At 47.0% G+C, this 18,823-nt stretch carries 16 protein-coding genes and 1 pseudogene; 10 read left to right on the top strand and 7 right to left on the bottom strand.

All coding sequences use genetic code 11. The features are described 5' to 3' along the window. Nucleotides 1-57: 57 nt before the first annotated feature. On the top strand, nucleotides 58-1,755 hold the full coding sequence (locus GCU48_RS06625) for a M3 family oligoendopeptidase (RefSeq protein ID WP_152379480.1): 1,698 nt from the start codon (nucleotides 58-60) through the stop codon (nucleotides 1,753-1,755). 88 nt (nucleotides 1,756-1,843) lie between these two features. Here GCU48_RS06625 and GCU48_RS06620 read toward each other — a convergent pair whose 3' ends face one another. Then, nucleotides 1,844-2,815: a ring-cleaving dioxygenase gene (locus GCU48_RS06620; RefSeq protein WP_152379479.1), complete on the bottom strand. Its 972-nt coding sequence runs from the start codon at nucleotides 2,813-2,815 to the stop codon at nucleotides 1,844-1,846. A 413-nt stretch (nucleotides 2,816-3,228) separates the two neighbouring features. On the opposite strand from GCU48_RS06620, the gene GCU48_RS06615 reads away from it, so the two are divergent. The 3 genes and pseudogenes from GCU48_RS06615 (at nucleotide 3,229) to GCU48_RS06605 (ending at nucleotide 6,477) form a co-directional block, all read left to right on the top strand. After that, nucleotides 3,229-4,482, top strand: a complete 1,254-nt coding sequence (locus tag GCU48_RS06615) for an amidohydrolase (RefSeq protein ID WP_244316104.1) — start codon at nucleotides 3,229-3,231, stop codon at nucleotides 4,480-4,482. A 19-nt stretch (nucleotides 4,483-4,501) separates the two neighbouring features. Beyond that, nucleotides 4,502-5,917, top strand: a pseudogene (locus GCU48_RS06610) (M20 family metallopeptidase). Nucleotides 5,918-5,946: 29 nt separating this feature from the next. Further along, nucleotides 5,947-6,477 carry a GNAT family N-acetyltransferase gene (locus GCU48_RS06605; RefSeq protein ID WP_025717966.1) on the top strand — a complete coding sequence of 177 codons (531 nt, stop codon included), beginning with the start codon at nucleotides 5,947-5,949 and terminating at the stop codon, nucleotides 6,475-6,477. Between the two features lie 107 nt (nucleotides 6,478-6,584). Here GCU48_RS06605 and GCU48_RS06600 read toward each other — a convergent pair whose 3' ends face one another. The 4 genes from GCU48_RS06600 to GCU48_RS06585 all read right to left on the bottom strand — a co-directional run bounded on the left by GCU48_RS06600 (nucleotide 6,585) and on the right by GCU48_RS06585 (nucleotide 11,501). Then, nucleotides 6,585-9,122 (bottom strand): ABC transporter permease, encoded by a 2,538-nt coding sequence (locus tag GCU48_RS06600; RefSeq protein ID WP_152379477.1) that lies wholly within the window; start codon nucleotides 9,120-9,122, stop codon nucleotides 6,585-6,587. Beyond that, on the bottom strand, nucleotides 9,119-9,796 hold the full coding sequence (locus tag GCU48_RS06595; RefSeq protein WP_152379476.1) for an ABC transporter ATP-binding protein: 678 nt from the start codon (nucleotides 9,794-9,796) through the stop codon (nucleotides 9,119-9,121). Before GCU48_RS06595 ends, GCU48_RS06600 begins: the two co-directional genes overlap by 4 nt. Nucleotides 9,797-9,904: 108 nt before the next feature. Beyond that, nucleotides 9,905-10,822, bottom strand: a complete 918-nt coding sequence (locus GCU48_RS06590) for a sensor histidine kinase (protein ID WP_152379475.1) — start codon at nucleotides 10,820-10,822, stop codon at nucleotides 9,905-9,907. Between the two features lies 1 nt (nucleotide 10,823). Continuing rightward, entirely contained in the window at nucleotides 10,824-11,501 is a 678-nt protein-coding gene (locus tag GCU48_RS06585) for a response regulator transcription factor (RefSeq protein ID WP_152382119.1), read from the bottom strand. 306 nt (nucleotides 11,502-11,807) lie between these two features. Here GCU48_RS06585 and GCU48_RS06580 point away from each other — a divergent pair, with 306 nt between their 5' ends. The 6 genes from GCU48_RS06580 (at nucleotide 11,808) to GCU48_RS06560 (ending at nucleotide 16,303) form a co-directional block, all read left to right on the top strand. Beyond that, nucleotides 11,808-12,764, top strand: coding sequence for an IS30 family transposase (locus tag GCU48_RS06580; protein WP_152379474.1), 957 nt, complete (start codon nucleotides 11,808-11,810; stop codon nucleotides 12,762-12,764). Nucleotides 12,765-12,912: 148 nt separating this feature from the next. Further along, entirely contained in the window at nucleotides 12,913-13,869 is a 957-nt protein-coding gene (locus GCU48_RS06575; RefSeq protein ID WP_152379473.1) for an ABC transporter permease, read from the top strand. Further along, nucleotides 13,859-14,023 (top strand): hypothetical protein, encoded by a 165-nt coding sequence (locus tag GCU48_RS26795; protein WP_167518656.1) that lies wholly within the window; start codon nucleotides 13,859-13,861, stop codon nucleotides 14,021-14,023. Before GCU48_RS06575 ends, GCU48_RS26795 begins: the two co-directional genes overlap by 11 nt. Then, on the top strand, nucleotides 14,020-14,763 hold the full coding sequence (locus GCU48_RS06570) for an alpha/beta hydrolase (protein ID WP_152379472.1): 744 nt from the start codon (nucleotides 14,020-14,022) through the stop codon (nucleotides 14,761-14,763). The genes GCU48_RS26795 and GCU48_RS06570 overlap by 4 nt, the downstream gene beginning before the upstream one ends. Nucleotides 14,764-14,935: 172 nt before the next feature. Continuing rightward, the gene (locus GCU48_RS06565; protein WP_152379471.1) at nucleotides 14,936-15,847 is read left to right on the top strand and encodes an aldo/keto reductase; all 912 of its coding nucleotides are present in this window, start codon (nucleotides 14,936-14,938) and stop codon (nucleotides 15,845-15,847) included. Nucleotides 15,848-15,976: 129 nt separating this feature from the next. Then, nucleotides 15,977-16,303, top strand: coding sequence for a thioredoxin family protein (locus tag GCU48_RS06560; RefSeq protein ID WP_025717978.1), 327 nt, complete (start codon nucleotides 15,977-15,979; stop codon nucleotides 16,301-16,303). Nucleotides 16,304-16,448: 145 nt separating this feature from the next. On the opposite strand, the gene bacA is transcribed toward GCU48_RS06560, so the two are convergent. Together bacA and GCU48_RS06550 are read right to left on the bottom strand one after the other, a co-directional pair. Beyond that, entirely contained in the window at nucleotides 16,449-17,222 is a 774-nt protein-coding gene (gene bacA / locus GCU48_RS06555) for an undecaprenyl-diphosphate phosphatase (RefSeq protein ID WP_049825175.1), read from the bottom strand. A 152-nt stretch (nucleotides 17,223-17,374) separates the two neighbouring features. Further along, the gene (locus GCU48_RS06550; RefSeq protein WP_152379470.1) at nucleotides 17,375-18,745 is read right to left on the bottom strand and encodes a hemolysin family protein; all 1,371 of its coding nucleotides are present in this window, start codon (nucleotides 18,743-18,745) and stop codon (nucleotides 17,375-17,377) included. Nucleotides 18,746-18,823: the final 78 nt, after the last annotated feature.

The following is an 18,823-nucleotide window of genomic DNA, read 5'->3' as shown; positions in this document are numbered from 1 at the left end:
CTAATCGTACTGTATAATAGGCATCAGGTTTATTACACTGAGGGGGGAACGAAAACAATGACATTATTCAGCCAAATGGCTTACAGCCGACCAGAGCAGCCTGAAATTGAACAGCGGTTTAAAACGCTGTTGCAGCAGTTTCGCGAGGCAGACAGCGTAGAACGTCAAAATGAAGTGATTCATGCGATTAACAAGCTGCGCAGTCATGTGGAAACGCAATTGCAATTGGTGGAAGTTCGGCACTCCATTAATACGGAGGATGCCTTTTACAAAGCGGAGCAAGAGTATGCTGATGATTTCATGCCGGTCATTCAGGAGTATGTAACGGATTACTACCGGGTATTGGTGGATTCTCCGTTCAGAGCCGAGCTAGAGAACCAATGGGGCAGCCAGCTTTTTAGTATTGCCGAGGTAGCGCTCAAGTCGTTCCACCCGGATATCATCGAGGATTTGCAGCAGGAAAATAAGCTGACCTCTGAATATGCCCAGCTTATTGCTTCAGCCAAGATTCTGTTTGAAGGGCAAGAACGCACGTTAGCGCAGCTTTTGCCTTTTGAATTGGATACGAATCGGGAAACACGCAAACTGGCCTCCGAGGCCAAATATCAATTTATGAGCGAGCATGAGGACGAGCTGGATCGGATTTATGATGAATTGGTCAAGGTACGCACACGCATGGCACATAAGCTGGGCTACGACAACTTCGTAGAGCTGGGCTATGCCCGCTTGGGCCGTACAGATTACAATGCCACGATGGTAGCCAACTTCCGCGAGCAGGTGCTGAAGCACATCGTTCCCCTGGCAACAAAGCTGAAGGAGCGTCAGCGCGAACGGATCGGTGTAGATCGGCTTCGCTATTATGATGAAGGCTTCAACTTTCTGTCAGGAAATCCTACGCCGAAAGGTGACCCGGAGTGGATTCTTCGTAATGGAGCACGTATGTATGAGGAGCTTTCACCGGAAACGAATGAATTTTTCAGCTTTATGATCGAACGAGAATTGATGGACCTGATCAGCAAAAAGGGTAAGCAAAGCGGAGGCTATTGTACCTTTTTGAGCGAATATGGCACGCCGTTTATTTTCTCTAATTTTAATGGTACATCCGGTGACATCGACGTATTGACACATGAAGCAGGTCATGCCTTCCAGGTCTATGAAAGCCGACATTTTGAAATTCCAGAGTATCACTGGCCTACTATGGAGGCAGCTGAGATTCATTCCATGAGTATGGAATTTTTCGCCTGGCCTTGGATGAAGCTGTTCTTTGAAGAAGATACGGACAAATATCACTTTGAGCATCTGTCGTCTTCGTTGCTGTTCGTGCCTTACGGCGTAGCCGTAGATGAATTCCAGCATGCGGTATATGAGCATCCGGACTGGACCCCGGCTGAACGTAAAAGCGCATGGCGCTCCATTGAACGCAAGTATAAACCGCACCTCGACTATGAAGGTAACGAGTATTTGGAGCAGGGTGGATTTTGGCACAAGCAGGGTCATATTTTTCAATCCCCGTTCTACTATATTGACTACACACTCGCGCAATTGTGCGCATTCCAATTCTGGAAGCGTATGAGTATCGACCGGACAGCTGCGTGGGAGGATTATTTGAAGCTGTGCCGTGCCGGGGGGAGCCGATCTTTTACCGGATTGGTTGAACTGGCTGGACTGATCTCGCCGTTCCAGGATGGCTGTATCGCCTCTGTGATCGGAGAAATTGAGGCGTGGCTGAACAGCGTGGATGATAAAAAGCTGTAAGCTTAACCAAAAAGGGCATTTCGCTTACCTGTCATAGCCGAAAGGCTGGCAGGTGGCGGAATGCCCTTTTATGCAAATGAAAATTCAATTAATGTTTGGTATTAAGTGGTTTGAGATTGGCTTCAATAGATTCGCGGCGCGACTCCAAAAATGGCGGCAGCGACAGGGATTCTCCCAGAAACTCCAGTTCCTCGTCGGTGTCAAAGCCGGGGCCATCGGTAGCCAATTCAAACAGAATGCCGTTCGGCTCACGGAAGTACAAGGAACGGAAATAAAAGCGATCTACGAAGCCTGAGTTGGAAATTTGCAGCTGCCCAATACGGTCTACCCACTGTTTGAGCTCTTCCTCGGTTTCAACACGGAAAGCAACGTGATGCACACTGCCGCGTCCTGGTCGTTCTTGTGGCAGATCGTTGCGCTCTTCCAGATGAACTTCAGTTCCTGTACCGCCTTCACCTGTTTCGTAGATAACCACATCCGGTTGTCCGGCAACAGGGGAAGGGTAGGAGCCCTTTTTACGGAAGCCCATCACTTGTTCAAGAATAAGGATGGTATTCTCCGCTTTGGGAATCGTCAGATGAACCGGCCCAAGTCCAACAATGCCGTATTCGGCAGGAACAGGGCTTTTCTCCCAAGGCGTCCCCCCGCGCACTCCGTTATCATGCTCATCCGAAACGAGGAAGAAGCGTTGTCCTTCAAAATCCTCGAACGAAAGCGCCAGGCGTCCTGCTTGATCCGTAATTTCGCCATGTTTTACATCCAGTTGCTCAAAGCGATTTTTCCAGTAATCCAGCGCCTTGTCATTCGGTACGCGCAGAGAGAGTGCTGAAATGCTGTTATTCCCTGTACGAGTCTGTCCGGCATGCGGAATTTCAAAGAATGTAACTTCCGTCCCCGCGGTTCCGCGTTCATCTCCGTAGAAGAGGTGATATACACTAACATCGTCCTGGTTCACCGTTTTCTTGATCAACCGAAGTCCCATAACCTGAGTATAAAAATCAACATTTTTAGCAGCCGCCGCTGTAATCGCCGATACGTGATGCAATCCTAACAGTTTCATATCAATATCCTCCTTGGTTTTTATATATTTGGCTTGTAAAGCTGAATGAATAGGTGTTAAAACTGCTTTATATTTATTATCTTGATATTAAGATATATCATTTTTGAATGATTGTCAACCTGATATTATTTATCATAACCAATTGGGCCAAGGCCCAGACGGACGGTGTTTCTCATCGCCATTGCTCCTGTTGCGAGATCAATATATCAGGAACGATATATAATACTTGGAATTCAGAGATAATCTATGCTTACAACGTGAGCTATCCTATGGAAAACTTTTATGGGTTCGCCGTTCTTCTTCATAGTGTGGGCGCTTCTGGTCGTGGTTTGGATAGTCTGTCATAATTGAGAAATACGCTTTTGTAAATTCTACTATTTTTATGTAAAGGTAAGGTGGTATATACGTTAGATTTGATCGAGCTGCGCCGGGATTTACATCGTCATCCTGAGCTGGGCTTTACTGAATTCCGAACAGCATCCAAGGTTGTAGGCCTGCTGCGGCAATTCGGCTACGAGGTGATTTATGGACAGGACGCGATGGAACCGAGCGCCGTTCGAGGCTTGCCGGCAAAAGAAGTGCTGGAGGCCGCTTATGAACGCGCATTGAGGGATGGGGCGGACCCTGAAATTGCGGCTCATATGAGGGGGGGCTATACGGCTGTTGTTGGTATTCTGCGGGGTGTGCAGGAAGGGCCCACCGTGGCGTTCCGATTCGATATGGACGCGCTGCCGATTACGGAAAGCACAGAAACACGACATGTGCCGCAGGCCGAAGGCTTCCGTTCACTGTATGAAGGACTTATGCATGCCTGTGCTCATGACGGACATACGACGGTTGGCATCGGCTTGGCGGAGCGATTAAGTGACCGCCAGTTTGCGGGCACAGTTAAATTGATCTTTCAACCGGCAGAAGAGGGAGTTCGAGGTGCTTATGCTATGGTACACAAAGGAATGCTGGACGATGTAGACACACTTTTTTGCCAGCATTTTGGCTGTGATATACCGCTGGGTGAAATTCATGGCAGCTCGGCAGGCTTTCTGGCGTCCACCAAACTGGAGGCACGCTTTCGCGGTGTGGCGTCACATGCGGGCTCCTCGCCGGAAAAAGGGAACAATGCCCTGCTAGGCGCGGCCACCGCATTGCTGAACATTCATTCGCTGCCCCGTTTCAGCACAGGGGAAACACGTATTAACGTAGGTGTGCTGGAAGGAGGCACGGCCGCCAACATCATACCTGAAAACGCGCGTATGATCATCGAAACACGCTCAGTGGATGAGCAGACGAATGAAGAACTGGAGAGACGGGTACGCAATATCATAGCCCACAGTGCAGGAATGCACGAGCTTGAGCATGAAATTCGTGTCATCGGCGGCGCAATCCCGATTGTATGCAGCCCGGAATTGGCGGAGATGGCAGCAGAGGAGGCACAGCATATTGAGGGCTTCGTGAACCAGAAAGCGATGGGGCAAACCAGCTCGCTAGGGAGTGAGGATGCCAGCTACATGATTCGGCGTGTGCAGGAGCTGGGAGGAAAAGGGACTTATATGATTATCGGCTGCGACCTGCCCGCCCCTCACCATCATCCGGAGTTTGATATTCAGGAAGAGGTGCTGCCACGCAGCGTGGGGCTATTGGAGCGGCTGGCCAAGCGGACGCTTCGCTGAGAAAGGTGGAACACCAGTCATGAAGCATATAGAGCTATTGTCCAAAGATATTGAACGACATCGGGATAAAATCATTCGCATTAGCGAGCAAATATGGCAATATGCGGAGACGCGCTTCGAGGAATATCAATCTGCTGAGCTGCTATGCCGCAGTCTGGAAGAGGAAGGGTTCGCTATAGAGCGTGGTGTGGGCGGTATCGAAACAGCCTTCATTGGGAGCTATGACAGCGGGAAACCGATTATTGCATTTCTCGGGGAATATGACGCTTTATCGGGACTCAGCCAGCTTAAAGGCATTGCTCGGCAGGAGCCGGTAGAAAAGGGAGGCAACGGTCACGGCTGCGGTCATCATTTGCTCGGGTAGGCCTCTTTGGCAGCAGCGTTTGCGCTTAAAAATCACATGGAGAAAAACGGACAGTCAGGAACGATTCGTTACTACGGCTGTCCCGGTGAAGAGGGTGGCTCAGGCAAAACATTTATGGCGCGTGCAGGATTGTTTGACGATGTGGATTTTTCGCTGTGCTGGCATCCGATGGACTATAACAGCATTATGCCTGTGAGCACACTAGCCAACGTGCAGGTTTATTTTCGTTTTAAAGGCAAAAGCGCACATGCCGCCGCCGCTCCTCATCTGGGCCGCAGCGCACTCGATGCCGTCGAGTTGATGAACATCGGCGCGAATTATTTGCGGGGACATATTGTGCAGGATGCGCGTCTACACTATGCAATCACGAACAGCGGAGGCTTTTCTCCTAATGTTGTACAGGCAGATGCGGAGGTGCTCTATCTGATCAGGGCACCGCATGCATCGCAGGTGCAGCCTATTTACAAGCGGGTCTGCGATATTGCTCGCGGGGCGGCACTGATGACAGGTACCGAGGTCGAAATCGTATTCGACAAGGCTTGCTCCAACCTGATGCCTAGTCCGGTGCTGGAGCAAACCATGTACCGCGTGTTCGAGCGGCTGGGCGTGCCGGAATTTACGGCGGAAGAACTAGCCTATGCCGCCGAAATACGGACGACATTGGATAAGCAGGAACGCGCAGGGATTGTGGTCAAATATCCGGGCCTGCGCGATAAGGATATGGCTGATATGCTTCAGCCTTATACGAGAACCGAACCGCTGTACGGATCAACCGACGTCGGTGATGTAAGCTGGATTACACCGACCGTACAGTGCACGACTGCTTGTTTTCTTGTAGGAACACAGGCGCATACGTGGCAGTGGGTTGCCTCAGGTGCGACATCCATCGGGCACAAGGGCATGCTGCATGCAGCCAAGGTCATGGCTGCTACGGCCGCCGAGCTGCTGGAGCAGCCGGAGCTGGTAGCGAAGGCGCAGGCCGACTTACGGGCCAGACTTGACGATCAGCCTTTCGTATGCCCGATCCCACCGGAAATCCAGCCCGGTGCAAATCAGGTGCGAGCCCAGTAGTAAAACCATGATGGTCAGGGGTGATCTCCATCTACACGGACAAGGATTTAACCATTAGGCCTGTAAAAGAAGAAGACTTACATGCTCTTTGGACGCTAACCTATAAAGAAGAAGCTCCAGAATGGAAGCAATGGGATGCGCCTTATTACGAACATAGGGCGCTTTCCTGGGAGGATTATTTACAAGGTAAAGAAGATCGAGTCGAACAAGATGATTTTTGGCTCATTGAGGTGGAAGGCAAGATCATTGGAACCGTAAGCTACTATTGGGAGCATCAACCTTCCCAATGGCTTGAAATGGGGATAGGTATCTATGATTCGGAGTATTGGAGTGGTGGCTATGGTACGAGAGCACTTCGATTGTGGATCGACCATTTGTTTAATACATTGCCTTTAGTAAGAGTAGGCTTTACAACCTGGTCAGGAAACCGTCGGATGATGAAGGTGGGGGAGAAGCTGGGCATGACCCTCGAAGCCAGGCTTCGCAAGTGCAGATATTATAATGGAGAGTATTATGATTCGATCCGAATGGGGCTACTGCGGGAAGAGTGGCGGGGATAGTTGTTCTGCAAATAAGAACCTTTCTATGCATAAAAAGATGACCTCTGAATTGATCAGGAGTCATCTTTTTATAATCCACACTGGTATTTTGGACTTTCTCGGTAAATCTATTCTGATTCCCGAAGTCGTTCTACAATACTTTGTTTGTCGTTCATAGAATAGACTGCTACTGGAATAAGTATCCCAAGCAATAATAGTAAAGGTAATAGGACTAGAAGTGGCCAGATTATAAAGTGATAGCTCAAAAACCACATCATACTGCTTAGGGGTTTCACAATTGAAATAGAGAATATGATCCCTAATAAAATGGAGAATAGGGCGGTGCCGAGAACATAATATAGCCCTTCATAGATCAGCATACCCCGCAATTGCTTTTTGGTCATGCCGATACTTTGCAGCATGGCAAACTCCTGACGTCGTGTCAATATACTCGTCAGAATTGCGTTTACAAAGTTGAGGATACCAATTAGGCCGATAATCAGACTGAGCGTGCCACCGATCATCATGATGGTGTTTTGCATACCGGAAAACTCATTCATTGAAGTGAATTTGGATGTGTAGTTCATTACCGGCTCTGTAGTTTCGGTGTAACTTTTTAAAAAGCTCTCCATGGCCTCTTCCTGATCAGGGGATACATTAAAGGCATAGCTCATCACAGCAGGCTGCTCCGCAAGCGGCTTGTAAATATTTGCCGGAAGATAAAAGTTATACTTATCTGAAAGGCGATCAGAATTGGTCGATTTAATTGCAACATGACCAAGCACTGTGAGTGCATGCGTAGTATACTCTTTATCCAGCGGAGCTTCTGCTGCTCCCATATAACTGTGAAGCGTGACCTTTTCACCTACCTTATAAAGAGCTTTTTCCATATAGGGGATGTTATGGTCATCTAAATCCACTCCTTCCAATATATACTTACCGGAGGCTAGCTTTTCAAAATCAAGCTCACCGTCTAGCAATTGCAATTGGTGCAGTGGTAAATCTTCCAGCCCATACACTGTCGCAGTGAAGTTGCCGCGAGAGTCAGTCACATCGTCCTTATCGGTGTCTTTCCCGTTCTCGACAGTAAGCACTAATTTGCCGCCGTACAAGCGACCGCCCTCTTCAAAGCCGGGCTGTGTCTGTACAGCCTGAATAAAACTCTCGGAGGTTTCATTTTCAGGGCCGCTAAAAAAGGGGCTATGAAAGTATTCAGCATGAGCAATGAGAAAGTCAGTGTCATTGAATTTGGATACATACTTATCCATATCAATGCTCTGAGACAGGGTGAAGGCCGTGTTAAGAAGTACAAGGCTCAACGAAAGACTGATGACTACCAACACGGTACGCTTTGTATTGCGCCCCAAGTTGGAGCGAGCCATGTGGATCATTTTAGCGCCTTCAGTGGATTTTTTCAGCTTACGGCCGCCCTTGGTATTTCCGTCTGTGTATCTTACTGCCTCAACTGGCGAAACAGCTGCCGCAATTCTGCCTGGCTTGAAAGTGCTGATCATTACGGTAATGAGCGCGAATAAAGCCGATCCTATAAAAATCCATGGGTTGGGAGATACCGATACCTCGGTACCAGCAAAAGCAGTGTGGTTTATAAGAAGTGGTATAAGTGCTTTACCGACAAAAAAACCTGCTATTAACCCAAACGGGATTCCTATCCCTGAAAGAACTAACGCCTGTCTGCGAATGATCCGGCGGATCTGCTTGCCGCTTGTGCCGATCGTCTTTAAAAGACCATAAAAACGAATATCTCGCATCACCGATATTTGAAAAATGTTATAGATGATCAAATAGCCGGTAAACATGATCAGCAACAGGGCAGAAGTTAACGCTATGATTGTCTCTGTATCCACACTAAAATTGGTCGAGATGTATGACCAATTTACATTATTCGCGATATAGTTCGGTGCATCTTCGTCAAGCGAATACCCGCTTTCGGTAATCACCGTACTGAGCTTTCCCTTCAAATCAAGGCTATTGTCGAACATTATATACGCACTAATGGTGCCAGTATAGAAGTGATCCTTTTTATAGTTGCTTTGTAGTTCCTTAGCATGAGCATCGACATAGGCTTTAGAGGCGAATATTTGTCCTGCGTTAAACACAGGATCGCTTTTCCACCAGCCGGAGAGGATAAAATCACGCTGTACTTCTTTATCTCGTATGTTAAGCTTCAGCCTCAAAGGTGCTCCAAGCTCCAGTGGAACACCCAATAGCTGCAGTGTCTTGGAGTCTGCAATCACTTCATTTTCCGCCACAGGCCTGTGTCCCTCTTTAAGCTCAATAAAACCAAGCTTCATCCCTACATCATCGTAATACCAGAACTCTGTGTGCCGCTTTAGAAAGTTATCGTTCATAACTCCGTCGCTTAATATACGGTTATAAGCTATTTCCTTGATTAACGGATGATCCTTGACATGATTAAATTCGTCATCCGTTATATATTTAAGTACGGCATGTCCATCTCCACCAGCTTGGCGCATGGTCGCCCGTTGTAAGCTTTCCACAGCGCCAATCCCCATAGTGAACAGTGTTGTAAATAGCAATGAGGTTAGTGCTATGGCAACAATAGCGAAGAAGTTGCGGGCTTTGTTTACTTTGAAACTCTTATCTGCCAGCTTGCGGATTACTTTTTTGTTCTTTACCTTGATCATTTACCTTCACCGCCAACTATTTTACCGTCCTCAATCCGGATGATCCGGTCTGCCATTTGCGCGATTTCCTCGTTGTGGGTGATCATCACTATCGTTTGGCGGAACTGTTGACTGGATACTTTGATCAATCCCATCACATCCAGACTGGTTTTACTGTCCAGGTTCCCGGTGGGTTCATCTGCTAAAACAATTGCAGGTTTCGCTGCCAATGCTCTGGCGATGGCTACACGCTGCTGCTGGCCTCCCGATAGATGGTTGGGTAGGTTATTCAACTTTTGATCTAGACCCAAAGTATGTACAATTTCATTTATGTGGGTTTTGTCTGGCTCTTTACCATCCAGTTCAATAGGAAGCACAATATTCTCGTAGACATTCAAGACAGGCACCAGGTTGTAATTTTGAAAAACAAAGCCAATCTTTCGTCTGCGGAAAATGGTCAATTCTTCGTCCTTCAATGTAGAAATATCCTTGCCGTCAATCGTAACGTTTCCACTGGTTGGACGATCAAGTCCACCCAGCATATGGAGAAGGGTAGATTTGCCGCTCCCGGATGTACCGACAATGGCCACAAACTCTCCGGATTCCACCTCCAGGTTAACTCCATCTAGGGCATGAACAGCAGTATCCCCGTTACCATAATACTTTTTCAATTCCTGTGTTCTTAACAGAGCCATATACGTTCTCCTTCACAAAAAAATGTCTGGACCGTAGTCATCTACAGTACAGACACTAACACACTAATCTTTCTACAATCTTTCTGGAATCTAACAATACTGAAAGGATTAAGTATCCATAGAAAGAAAAATAGAGAAGGTAGAGCCACAGCCGTCGTGTGAACGTACCTTGATGTAACCACCCGCCGCAGCGATAATTTCTCTAGCTAAAAACAGTCCAATCCCGACACCCTCCTTCGTGTTAACAGTGGGAGAGCGATAGAAGCGGGTAAAGATTTTACCTTGCTCTTCTTCTGCAATCCCTATACCACTGTCGGTAATATCAATTCGGCAAAACAATTCGTATGCCATCACTTTTATAGTCATTCTTCCGCCTGTCTCTGTATATTTTATAGCGTTATCCATAATGTTATAGACAGCTTCAATCGTCCACTTTAGGTCAAAATTAGCATGAATAGAGGTATCCTCCATAACAACTGAAATCCCTTTGGCATCTGCTTTTGGCGTTATTTGCTCCAATGCAGCATTAAGGAGCTTTTGAACAGATTCCCGCCTTGGCGATACTGTGATAATTCCCGTTTCAAGCCGTGAAGTTTTCACTAATGCATGAATCAGAAAGTTAAGCTTTTCGGCCTGTGCAGATAAAGCTTTCACACAAGTGGAGGTATCCTGCGGTAGTTCGTATTCGCTAAGTAGTTGGGAATAAAGCAGGATGTTGGCCACTGGTGTTTTCGTTTGATGTGAAATATCGGAAATCAGCTCATTTATTTTATTCTTTTCGGCAAGCAGTTTTTCGGAAGACACGGAGCAAATAGAAAGAAATTTGGCAAATTTCGCTTCTATTGCAGAGAGAACGGATTCATCAAAGACATCTTCTGAGAAGCTGCCATTTATCGCGGCATCCAGCATGTTCTCAATAGTTTTCATTGTTCTTTGGACGCTCCTGCGATACAGCATAATAGCAACCACAGCAGTGCATACAGCAGCGACGCCAATTCCAATACCTATATATAGGAGTGTTGTCATCTTATTTTATCGCCCATGTATAGCCCAGCCCATACACCGTTTTAATATATTGTGGGGAGGAGGGATGATCCTCCAATTTATCCCGCAACCTTTTTATCGTAACCGACAAGGCATTTTCACCTACATACTCAGCTCCGTCAGTCCAGATGCTGTCTATCAAATGATCGCGCGAAACGGTATTTCCTCGATTGTTGATTAGGATGCGCAACAATTTTTGTTCAGTTTTACTTAGTTCAATGGGCGTACCATTCTTAATAAATTCCATCCTCTCGAATGAAAAGGAAAAATTGTCGAGCTGAATGGAGTCTGCAAGCGAGTATCTGGATTTCTTTAGCTGAACGCCGACTCTTGCTCTCAGTACCATAAGACTGAAAGGCTTTGTGATATAGTCGTCAGCCCCCAGTTCAAAACCAGTGACGACATCTGTTTCCATATCATTCGCAGTCAGGACGATGACGGGTATAGTTGTTTTTTTTCGTATATGGGTTAAAAGGTCGAGTCCACTTCCATCCGGCAAATTTACATCAAGAATCATTAGGTCAAAGGCAGTGACGTTCAATTGTTCTTTTGCAGCAGCTATGTCATACGTTTGCACAAATACGTTGTTAGGTTCTTTAAGAGCAAGAACAATACCGTTACTCAAGGCGATATCGTCCTCGACGATTAGTATGTGATTCATCATGTTCCTCCTGTTTTTTTGATTATCAAGTTAATGAATCCCGAATTCCAAGAACTGCTTACAGTAAAAATGGAAAAGAGGGGCCTCAAATCTTCCACCTCTATTTTACAGGATATTGCTCTTATCTGCTCATTCGCTCTTCAGACTATTCAGGTTTTGCTAGCACCTTTTTTGACATGGTTTATTCATTGGACGGATTGTAATATGAAGTGCGACACCTGCTGGAAATAAATAAAAAAGGGCCCATGGCCGGATTCGTGTAGAATGAAAGTTCCTACACCCACATTCACACAAGGAGAATCCACCATGAGCTACTCACATCTTAGCATAATCGAACGAAGCAAGCTAGAAATCCTGCACCAGCAAGGGAAAAGTTCAAGAGCCATCGCTGAGGAGCTGGGGCGACATCATGCGACCATTTGCCGGGAAATTCGTCGGAATGCTGAGCTAGAGCCCTACGATGCACAGCGCTCCCAACATGCTTACGAGCAGCGCCGTAGAGCCTCTGTACCCCAAGGCAAATGGACAGAGGAACAAGCGGTAGAGCTCGAAGAGAAGTTGCATGCGACATGGTCACCTGAGCAGATCGTGGAGCGTTTTAGAGCAGAAGGCCAGCCCACCGTGTGCTGCAAAACCATCTATCGCTGGCTCTATGCAGGCCGCCTTGCCCAAGCGGACGTGAAGGTGCTACGGCACAAAGGTAAACGGCAACAGCCTGCTGAAAAACGAGGGAAGTTTGCCGTGGGTAAGTCGATTTCCGAACGCCCCAAGGAGATCCGTTCCCGGGACACCTTTGGACACTGGGAGCTAGATACGGTGGTGTCTGGTCGTGGGAAAAGCAAAGGCTGTGTGGCAACCTTCATTGAACGGAAAACCCGTTTGTACACCGCGATTCAAATGCCCGATCGAACGGCATTGTCGATGGAGATTGCCTTTGGCGTAGCGGCTTCTCAGTACCCTGTTGGGGTGTTTCAAACAGCAACTGCAGATCGAGGCAAAGAGTTCGCCTGTTACGCGAACCTGGAAACCACACATGGCGTGCAGATCTACTTTGCTGACCCATACTCTTCCTGGCAAAGAGGATCGAATGAGAATGCGAACGGTTTGCTTCGAGAGTTCTTTCCTAAAGGCACAGACTTTGCCCAAGTATCCGATGTGGCATTGGAGCGCTCGCTAGATTTAATCAACCATCGCCCCCGAAAATGCCTGGGGTGGAAAACCGCTCACGAATCTTTCACACAGGAACTGTCGCACTTGGCTTGACAATCCGTCATTGCAAAAAATTTGACAGATACAATATCACTGATATAATTTATGCTAGTTTATTTTGATAATGATTATCATTATTGAAGGGAGGACAGGGCCGAAGCTTGGTACAGGTTTATGGAGAACAGGCTCCCTTGGTTAGAACATGAAGAAATTGCGTTATTTAATACTGGCTTTTCTGCTACTGGGCTTTGCCTCGGTTTTTATCGGTGTTCATGATGTCACTCCACTTGATTTGTTCCACCTTACCGATGATCAGGCGCAGGTGCTCCTAATTAGCAGGCTTCCACGTTTGGTTAGCATTATTATCGCTGGAGCGAGTATGAGTATCTGTGGACTTATCATGCAGCACCTTACCCAGAACCGATTTGTATCGCCTACTACCGCAGGAACGATGGATGCTGCACGCTTGGGTGTCTTGACTGCAATTATGGTATTTGGAGCGGCTGGATTTTGGACGAAGATGCTGGCGGCTTTCGGATTTGCCCTGGCGGGGACACTGATTTTCATGAAGATACTGGATAAAATCCGTTTCAAGGACCCGGTATTTATCCCGTTGGTTGGTTTGATGTTCGGAGGCATTTTGAATTCAGTGACGACCTTCTTTGCTTATAAATACAATCTGATCCAGAGCATTTCTTCGTGGATGCAGGGTGATTTTTCACTGATCATGAGCGGACGCTACGAGATGCTGTATCTTAGTGTTCCTTTGGTTGCGTTGGCGTACATATATGCGAATCGTTTTACAATTGCAGGCATGGGTGAGGATTTTGCGGCCAATTTGGGCGTACATTACAAGCGCACCGTCAATGTCGGTTTGGTGATCGTGGCTTTGGTTTCCTCTGTTGTCATCTTAACGGTCGGGACGATTCCCTTTTTGGGACTGGTTGTACCTAATCTCGTCAGTATGTATATGGGGGATAATCTAAAAAAAATCCTGGCTCATACAGCGATCCTGGGCGCCGTCTTTGTGCTGTTTTGCGATATTTTGGGACGGGTGATTATTTATCCGTATGAAATTTCTGTAGGGCTTACGGTTGGTGTGATCGGGAGCGCGTTGTTCTTGTATTTGCTGCTGAGGAGAAGGGCTTATGAATCCTAAATTAAAAATTGGCATATTAGCCGCTGCCGCGCTTGTGTTGATTGCTGCTTTCGTGTTTATTGTATACCTTGATCCTAACTACTGGTACCTGTCAGGTAATGGTCTGGAATCCGTATCTGAAATGATCAAGGAAATTGACGCTGCGTTGAAATGAAAGGGCATATAGATGAAGTTTTACTAGATGAGTATCTTGTCCACATCTATACGCCTCCCGTCTCCGTGATCGACAATGAGCTGTGTCCTGTACTATATGTACAGGATGGCAGTTCATTATTTCTAGGCAGCCTGGATGAGCTGGAGCGGTGTTTTGCTACGGGGGAGCTGCCCCGTGTAGTACTGGTGGGCATTCAGCCAGTAAATCGGCTGGATGACTATACACCTTGGCAGGCGGCAGCTTTAGTAGAAGGAAGACCTGCTTTTGGCGGGGGCGGCGATGCTTATCTGGAATTTATGGTTACCCAAATAATGCCACACGTTGAGGCGGGATATCCGGTTCAAACCGGACCGAAGCATACAGGAATCATCGGCGCCTCGCTGGGTGGACTGATTTCCATGTATGCCGCTTTTCGATATGCGGACGTGTTTGGACGCATCGGCTCGATTTCAGGCTCCTACTGGTATCCGGGTATGATTGAGTACGTGCAGTCAGCATCTAATGCCGCTGTAACGGCTGGAATACACCGCTTTTATGTATCTGTCGGCACCTGTGAAGGTGAAGGGAAAACGAATGTACAAAAAGATATGGTTCCGCTGACGCTCCAGGTATGTGATACACTGCTTGCCTATGGTTTGACGGAGCGTGAGGTACGGTTGGTAAAGGATAAGGGAGCAGTTCATAACATAAACCACTTTCGGCGCCAATTTCCCAAAGCTGTTGAGTGGTTGCTTGGATAAAGCTTTTATATTTGTGATATCTCGATCCTTTGGCGTTTATTTTTATACTGACTGAAACTCGTGTTTTGTCTGGATAGGCTAGGTTCAAGTTTGGTTCAGGGCACTTGAATACGTATAATAAAGAGAATTCATACTTGATGTTACACAAAAATAGACGCAAGGGGGAACATAAATGAAAAAAAACCGTCTGGGATCTTCGGAATTACTGGTGGGCGAGATTGGCTTGGGATGTATGTCGATTGGTACGGAGGAGCAGCAAGGGGTCTACCTGATACATGAAGCGTTAGACAGGGGCGTAAACCTGCTGGATACAGCCGATTTGTACCATCATGGGCGTAATGAGGAAATTGTGGGCGCAGCGATCCGCGGGCGACGGCAGGATGTCATCCTGGCAACCAAGGTTGGCAATCGGCGTCTACCGGGACAAGAGGGCTGGGGATGGGACACGTCCAAGCCATACATTCTGTCTGCAGTCAAAGAGAGTCTGCGCCGCCTTGGAACGGATTATATCGACCTGTATCAGCTTCACGGAGGAACGATAGATGATCCTATCGACGAGACGATTGAGGCTTTTGAACAGCTCAAGAGAGAAGGCGTCATCCGTTATTATGGTATTTCTTCGATTCGTCCTCACGTCATTCGGGAATATGTCAAACGCTCAAATATCGTCAGTGTGATGAATCAGTATAGTTTGCTGGATCGGCGTGCAGAGGAAGAGGTGCTGCCGTTGCTTCAGGAGCGGGGAATTAGTGTGATTGCACGCGGGCCTGTCGCCAGCGGCGTATTGGCCGATGGAGGGGAAGGAAAGGCAGCGAAGGGATATCTGGACTATGAAGAAGCTGAGCTGCTGGATGTACGAAAGCAATTAAGGGCATTCGCAGGGGCAGATTGCAGCATGGAGCAGACCGCTATCCGTTACAGCCTGTCTCATCCAGCTGTCGCTGCTGTCATCCCGGGTGCAAGCTCATTGCGGCAATTGGAGCATAATACCGCAGCAGCGAAGATCCCGCCCTTAACCCAACAAGAACGGCAGGCGCTACAGCAAATAAGCCGGGCCAATCGTTATGATGCGCAGTACCGCTGATATGCTAACGTGTACTCGCTGCAGTTGCAATATATGAAAGAATCATTACAATATAAGAATAAGCTCAGGTTTATCATCCGTACTTGAGTATGGAGACGTTCATAAATATACCCTAGGAGGGAAATACCCATGGAACGCATTGAATCACAGCAGCAATATCAGGATTTGATTAATGGTGACGGCCTGACCGTCGTAAAATTTGATACAACCTGGTGTCCGGATTGCAAGACACTGGATAAATTCATGGACGGCATTATCGCGGAAAACGCAGATAAGCGTTTCTTTGCGCTTGACGCCGAGAAATTCCAGCCGATTGCCGAGGAAAATCAGGTACGAGGCATTCCAAGCCTGCTCGTTTTCCGCAACGGTGAAAAAATTGCCCATTTGCACAGCAAATTTGCCAAAACGCCAGCTCAAGTTTCTGAGTACCTGACTACACTGGAATCCAAACAATAATCTGAACGCAGATTCAAGAATGGAATGAGGTTATTTATCATTTCAGTAGATATGGTTTCAGTATGGTCAAAAAAGGGATATCCGAGGGCAGATGGTTCATGCCGTGCGGATATCCCTTTTTGGTTATAAAGCAACAAACAAAGGCTTACAAAATAATGAAAAAGAACACAGCCGCCAGTACGAAACGATAGATGGCGAATGAAGTCAGGCTCAAGCGTTTGAGCAGACCGAGGAATGTTTTGATTGCCAGCATCCCGACGATAAAGGCGGTAATAAAGCCGGCCGCGAATACCGGAAAATCGCTCATAGACAGATGATCCATACTTTTAATCATATCAATGCCCGAGGCGCCCAGCATAACCGGAACGGACACCAGGAATGTAAATTCCGCAGCTGCCGTATGACTTACACGTGCAAATAGGCCCCCGGACATGGTTGAGCCTGAACGGGAGAAGCCTGGCCATAGCGCCAGAACCTGAAACAAACCAATCGTAAATGCTTGTTTATACGTAATTTCATCAATGGTTTGCGATTTAATGGGGGGATGAAATTTCTCAGCGGCGATCATCAGCAGGCCCCCGATAACCAAGCTGTACAAAACGGTCTCAGGACCAAACAGGTATTGCTTGATTACATCACGGAACAGTACGCCAATCAACCCCGCAGGAATCATGGCTAAAATAATATGCAGCAGATTTAGACGTGGCTGGGTTGAGATTCTGCGTCTGAAATCAAACAGGCTCAGAAATCTGCGCCAATACAATACCACAACTGCCAGCACAGCACCTAATTGCACGATAACCTCAAACGTTTTGACCGTATCATTCTCTGTGTTTAGCCCGAGAAGATCAGCCGTCAGGATCATGTGACCCGTCGAAGAGACCGGCAAAAACTCTGTCAGCCCTTCAATAATTCCCATAATAATAGATGATAAAATATCCACTTTACTAGTTCCTCCTTACACGCGTGCAGGGCAAACGACCTGAGTCATTTGCCCTAAAAATATGTCATTTCAGTAGGAGTGAACGCTAGTGGCAAGTGCAAAATACAGGTCGCTCAGGTCACAACGGTTCACTCCCGGGAAGAAGAGTCCGATTCCGTTTCTAATTCCGATATCGGGGATTTCTGGTGTAAAATAATTTCCACCCGACGAATACGATTTTTACCCATTTCACGAATGATAAATTTTACATCATCTTCTATGAATTCCTTGCCCTGTCTTGGTTCCGGAACCCGGCTATACACCCACCCTCCGACAGTATCCACGTCTTCATCGTCCAATGTCAAGCCAGTCAAATCACTCAGCTCGGAAAGCAGTACTTTACCATCCATCAAATAACTGTTCTCCGTCAGTTTCTCGATTTCCTTCCGTTCATCCTTATCAAATTCGTCTCGGATTTCGCCAACAATTTCCTCCAAAATGTCCTCAATAGTAATGAGACCGGAGGTTCCGCCGTATTCATCGACGAGAAGAGCAATATGGACCTGCTCCTTCTGCATGCGTTTCAGCAGCGTGTTAACGGGTATAACTTCCGGAACGGTCAGGATCGGCTGAATCAAACTATTGAAATCAAGCTCCTGGTTGCGATCATACTGAAGGAACAGCTGCTTGGTATTAATCATACCGATGATCTGATCCTTGCTATCTGTCGCCACTGGAAAACGGGTATACTGCTCTTCATGAATAGTCAGCATGTTTTCTTTCAGCGAGCGATTCGTAAACAAGCATACCATATCTGTACGTGGTACCATAATTTCTTTGGCAACGGTCTCGTCAAAAGCAAAGATCCGATTCACGTAGCCATATTCGGTGTTATTGATCTTACCACTTTCCACGCTTTCGGACAAAATGATTTGAATTTCTTCCTGAGAATGCGCTTCTTCGTGTTCGCTTGCCGGTTGAAGACCGAACAGACGAACCAGACGGTTGGCAGAGCCGTTAAGGAGCCAGATAAACGGATACATAATCCGATTAAACCACACGATAACGGGAGAGGTTAAGAGGCTGATTGCTTCCGCTTTGCGGATAGCCAATGTTTTGGGAGCCAGTTCACCGATCACCACGTGCAGGTAAGTTACAATGACAAATGAAATAATAAAGGCCAGGATATGTGAAAAATCCCCATTGATGTTGAGCTGTTGAAAGAGAGGCTCCAGCAATTTGACCACGGTCGGTTCACCGAGCCAGCCGAGTCCCAGGGCTGTAATCGTAATACCAAGCTGACAGGCGGACAAGTAGCCGTCCAGATTATTGACGACCTTTTGTAACGCCAGTGCATTTTTACGGTTTTCCACTACCAGCTGATCAACCCGGCTGGAACGGATTTTAATAATCGCAAACTCGGTAGCCACGAAGAAAGCACTAAATAAAATCAACACCGCAAACAAAAATAGACTGACACCTATACCCATATAATTTTCACTCATCCCTTTTTCGTTCAAATTTTTAAGGAACTCCATTTTAAGTTCACTTGAACTTATTTTAAGAACTTAAAAGAAAATATACAAGGTTCATATGGA

Source organism: Paenibacillus brasilensis (assembly GCF_009363115.1).
Taxonomy (GTDB): Bacteria; Bacillota; Bacilli; order Paenibacillales; family Paenibacillaceae; genus Paenibacillus; species Paenibacillus brasilensis.
The sequence above is the reverse complement of the archived record's forward strand: the minus strand, read 5'-3'. Positions and strand labels throughout refer to the sequence as shown.

Coding starts and splice junctions, on each gene's coding strand:
- GCU48_RS06625 (WP_152379480.1), top strand. CDS start 58: ATGACATTATTCAGCCAAATGGCTTACAGCCGACCAGAGCAGCCTGAA.
- GCU48_RS06580 (WP_152379474.1), top strand. CDS start 11,808: ATGAGCTACTCACATCTTAGCATAATCGAACGAAGCAAGCTAGAAATC.
- GCU48_RS26795 (WP_167518656.1), top strand. CDS start 13,859: ATGAATCCTAAATTAAAAATTGGCATATTAGCCGCTGCCGCGCTTGTG.
- GCU48_RS06585 (WP_152382119.1), bottom strand. CDS start 11,501: ATGAATCACATACTAATCGTCGAGGACGATATCGCCTTGAGTAACGGT.
- GCU48_RS06570 (WP_152379472.1), top strand. CDS start 14,020: ATGAAAGGGCATATAGATGAAGTTTTACTAGATGAGTATCTTGTCCAC.
- GCU48_RS06560 (WP_025717978.1), top strand. CDS start 15,977: ATGGAACGCATTGAATCACAGCAGCAATATCAGGATTTGATTAATGGT.
- GCU48_RS06565 (WP_152379471.1), top strand. CDS start 14,936: ATGAAAAAAAACCGTCTGGGATCTTCGGAATTACTGGTGGGCGAGATT.
- GCU48_RS06620 (WP_152379479.1), bottom strand. CDS start 2,815: ATGAAACTGTTAGGATTGCATCACGTATCGGCGATTACAGCGGCGGCT.
- GCU48_RS06590 (WP_152379475.1), bottom strand. CDS start 10,822: ATGACAACACTCCTATATATAGGTATTGGAATTGGCGTCGCTGCTGTA.
- GCU48_RS06600 (WP_152379477.1), bottom strand. CDS start 9,122: ATGATCAAGGTAAAGAACAAAAAAGTAATCCGCAAGCTGGCAGATAAG.
- GCU48_RS06595 (WP_152379476.1), bottom strand. CDS start 9,796: ATGGCTCTGTTAAGAACACAGGAATTGAAAAAGTATTATGGTAACGGG.
- GCU48_RS06575 (WP_152379473.1), top strand. CDS start 12,913: ATGAAGAAATTGCGTTATTTAATACTGGCTTTTCTGCTACTGGGCTTT.
- bacA (WP_049825175.1), bottom strand. CDS start 17,222: ATGGGAATTATTGAAGGGCTGACAGAGTTTTTGCCGGTCTCTTCGACG.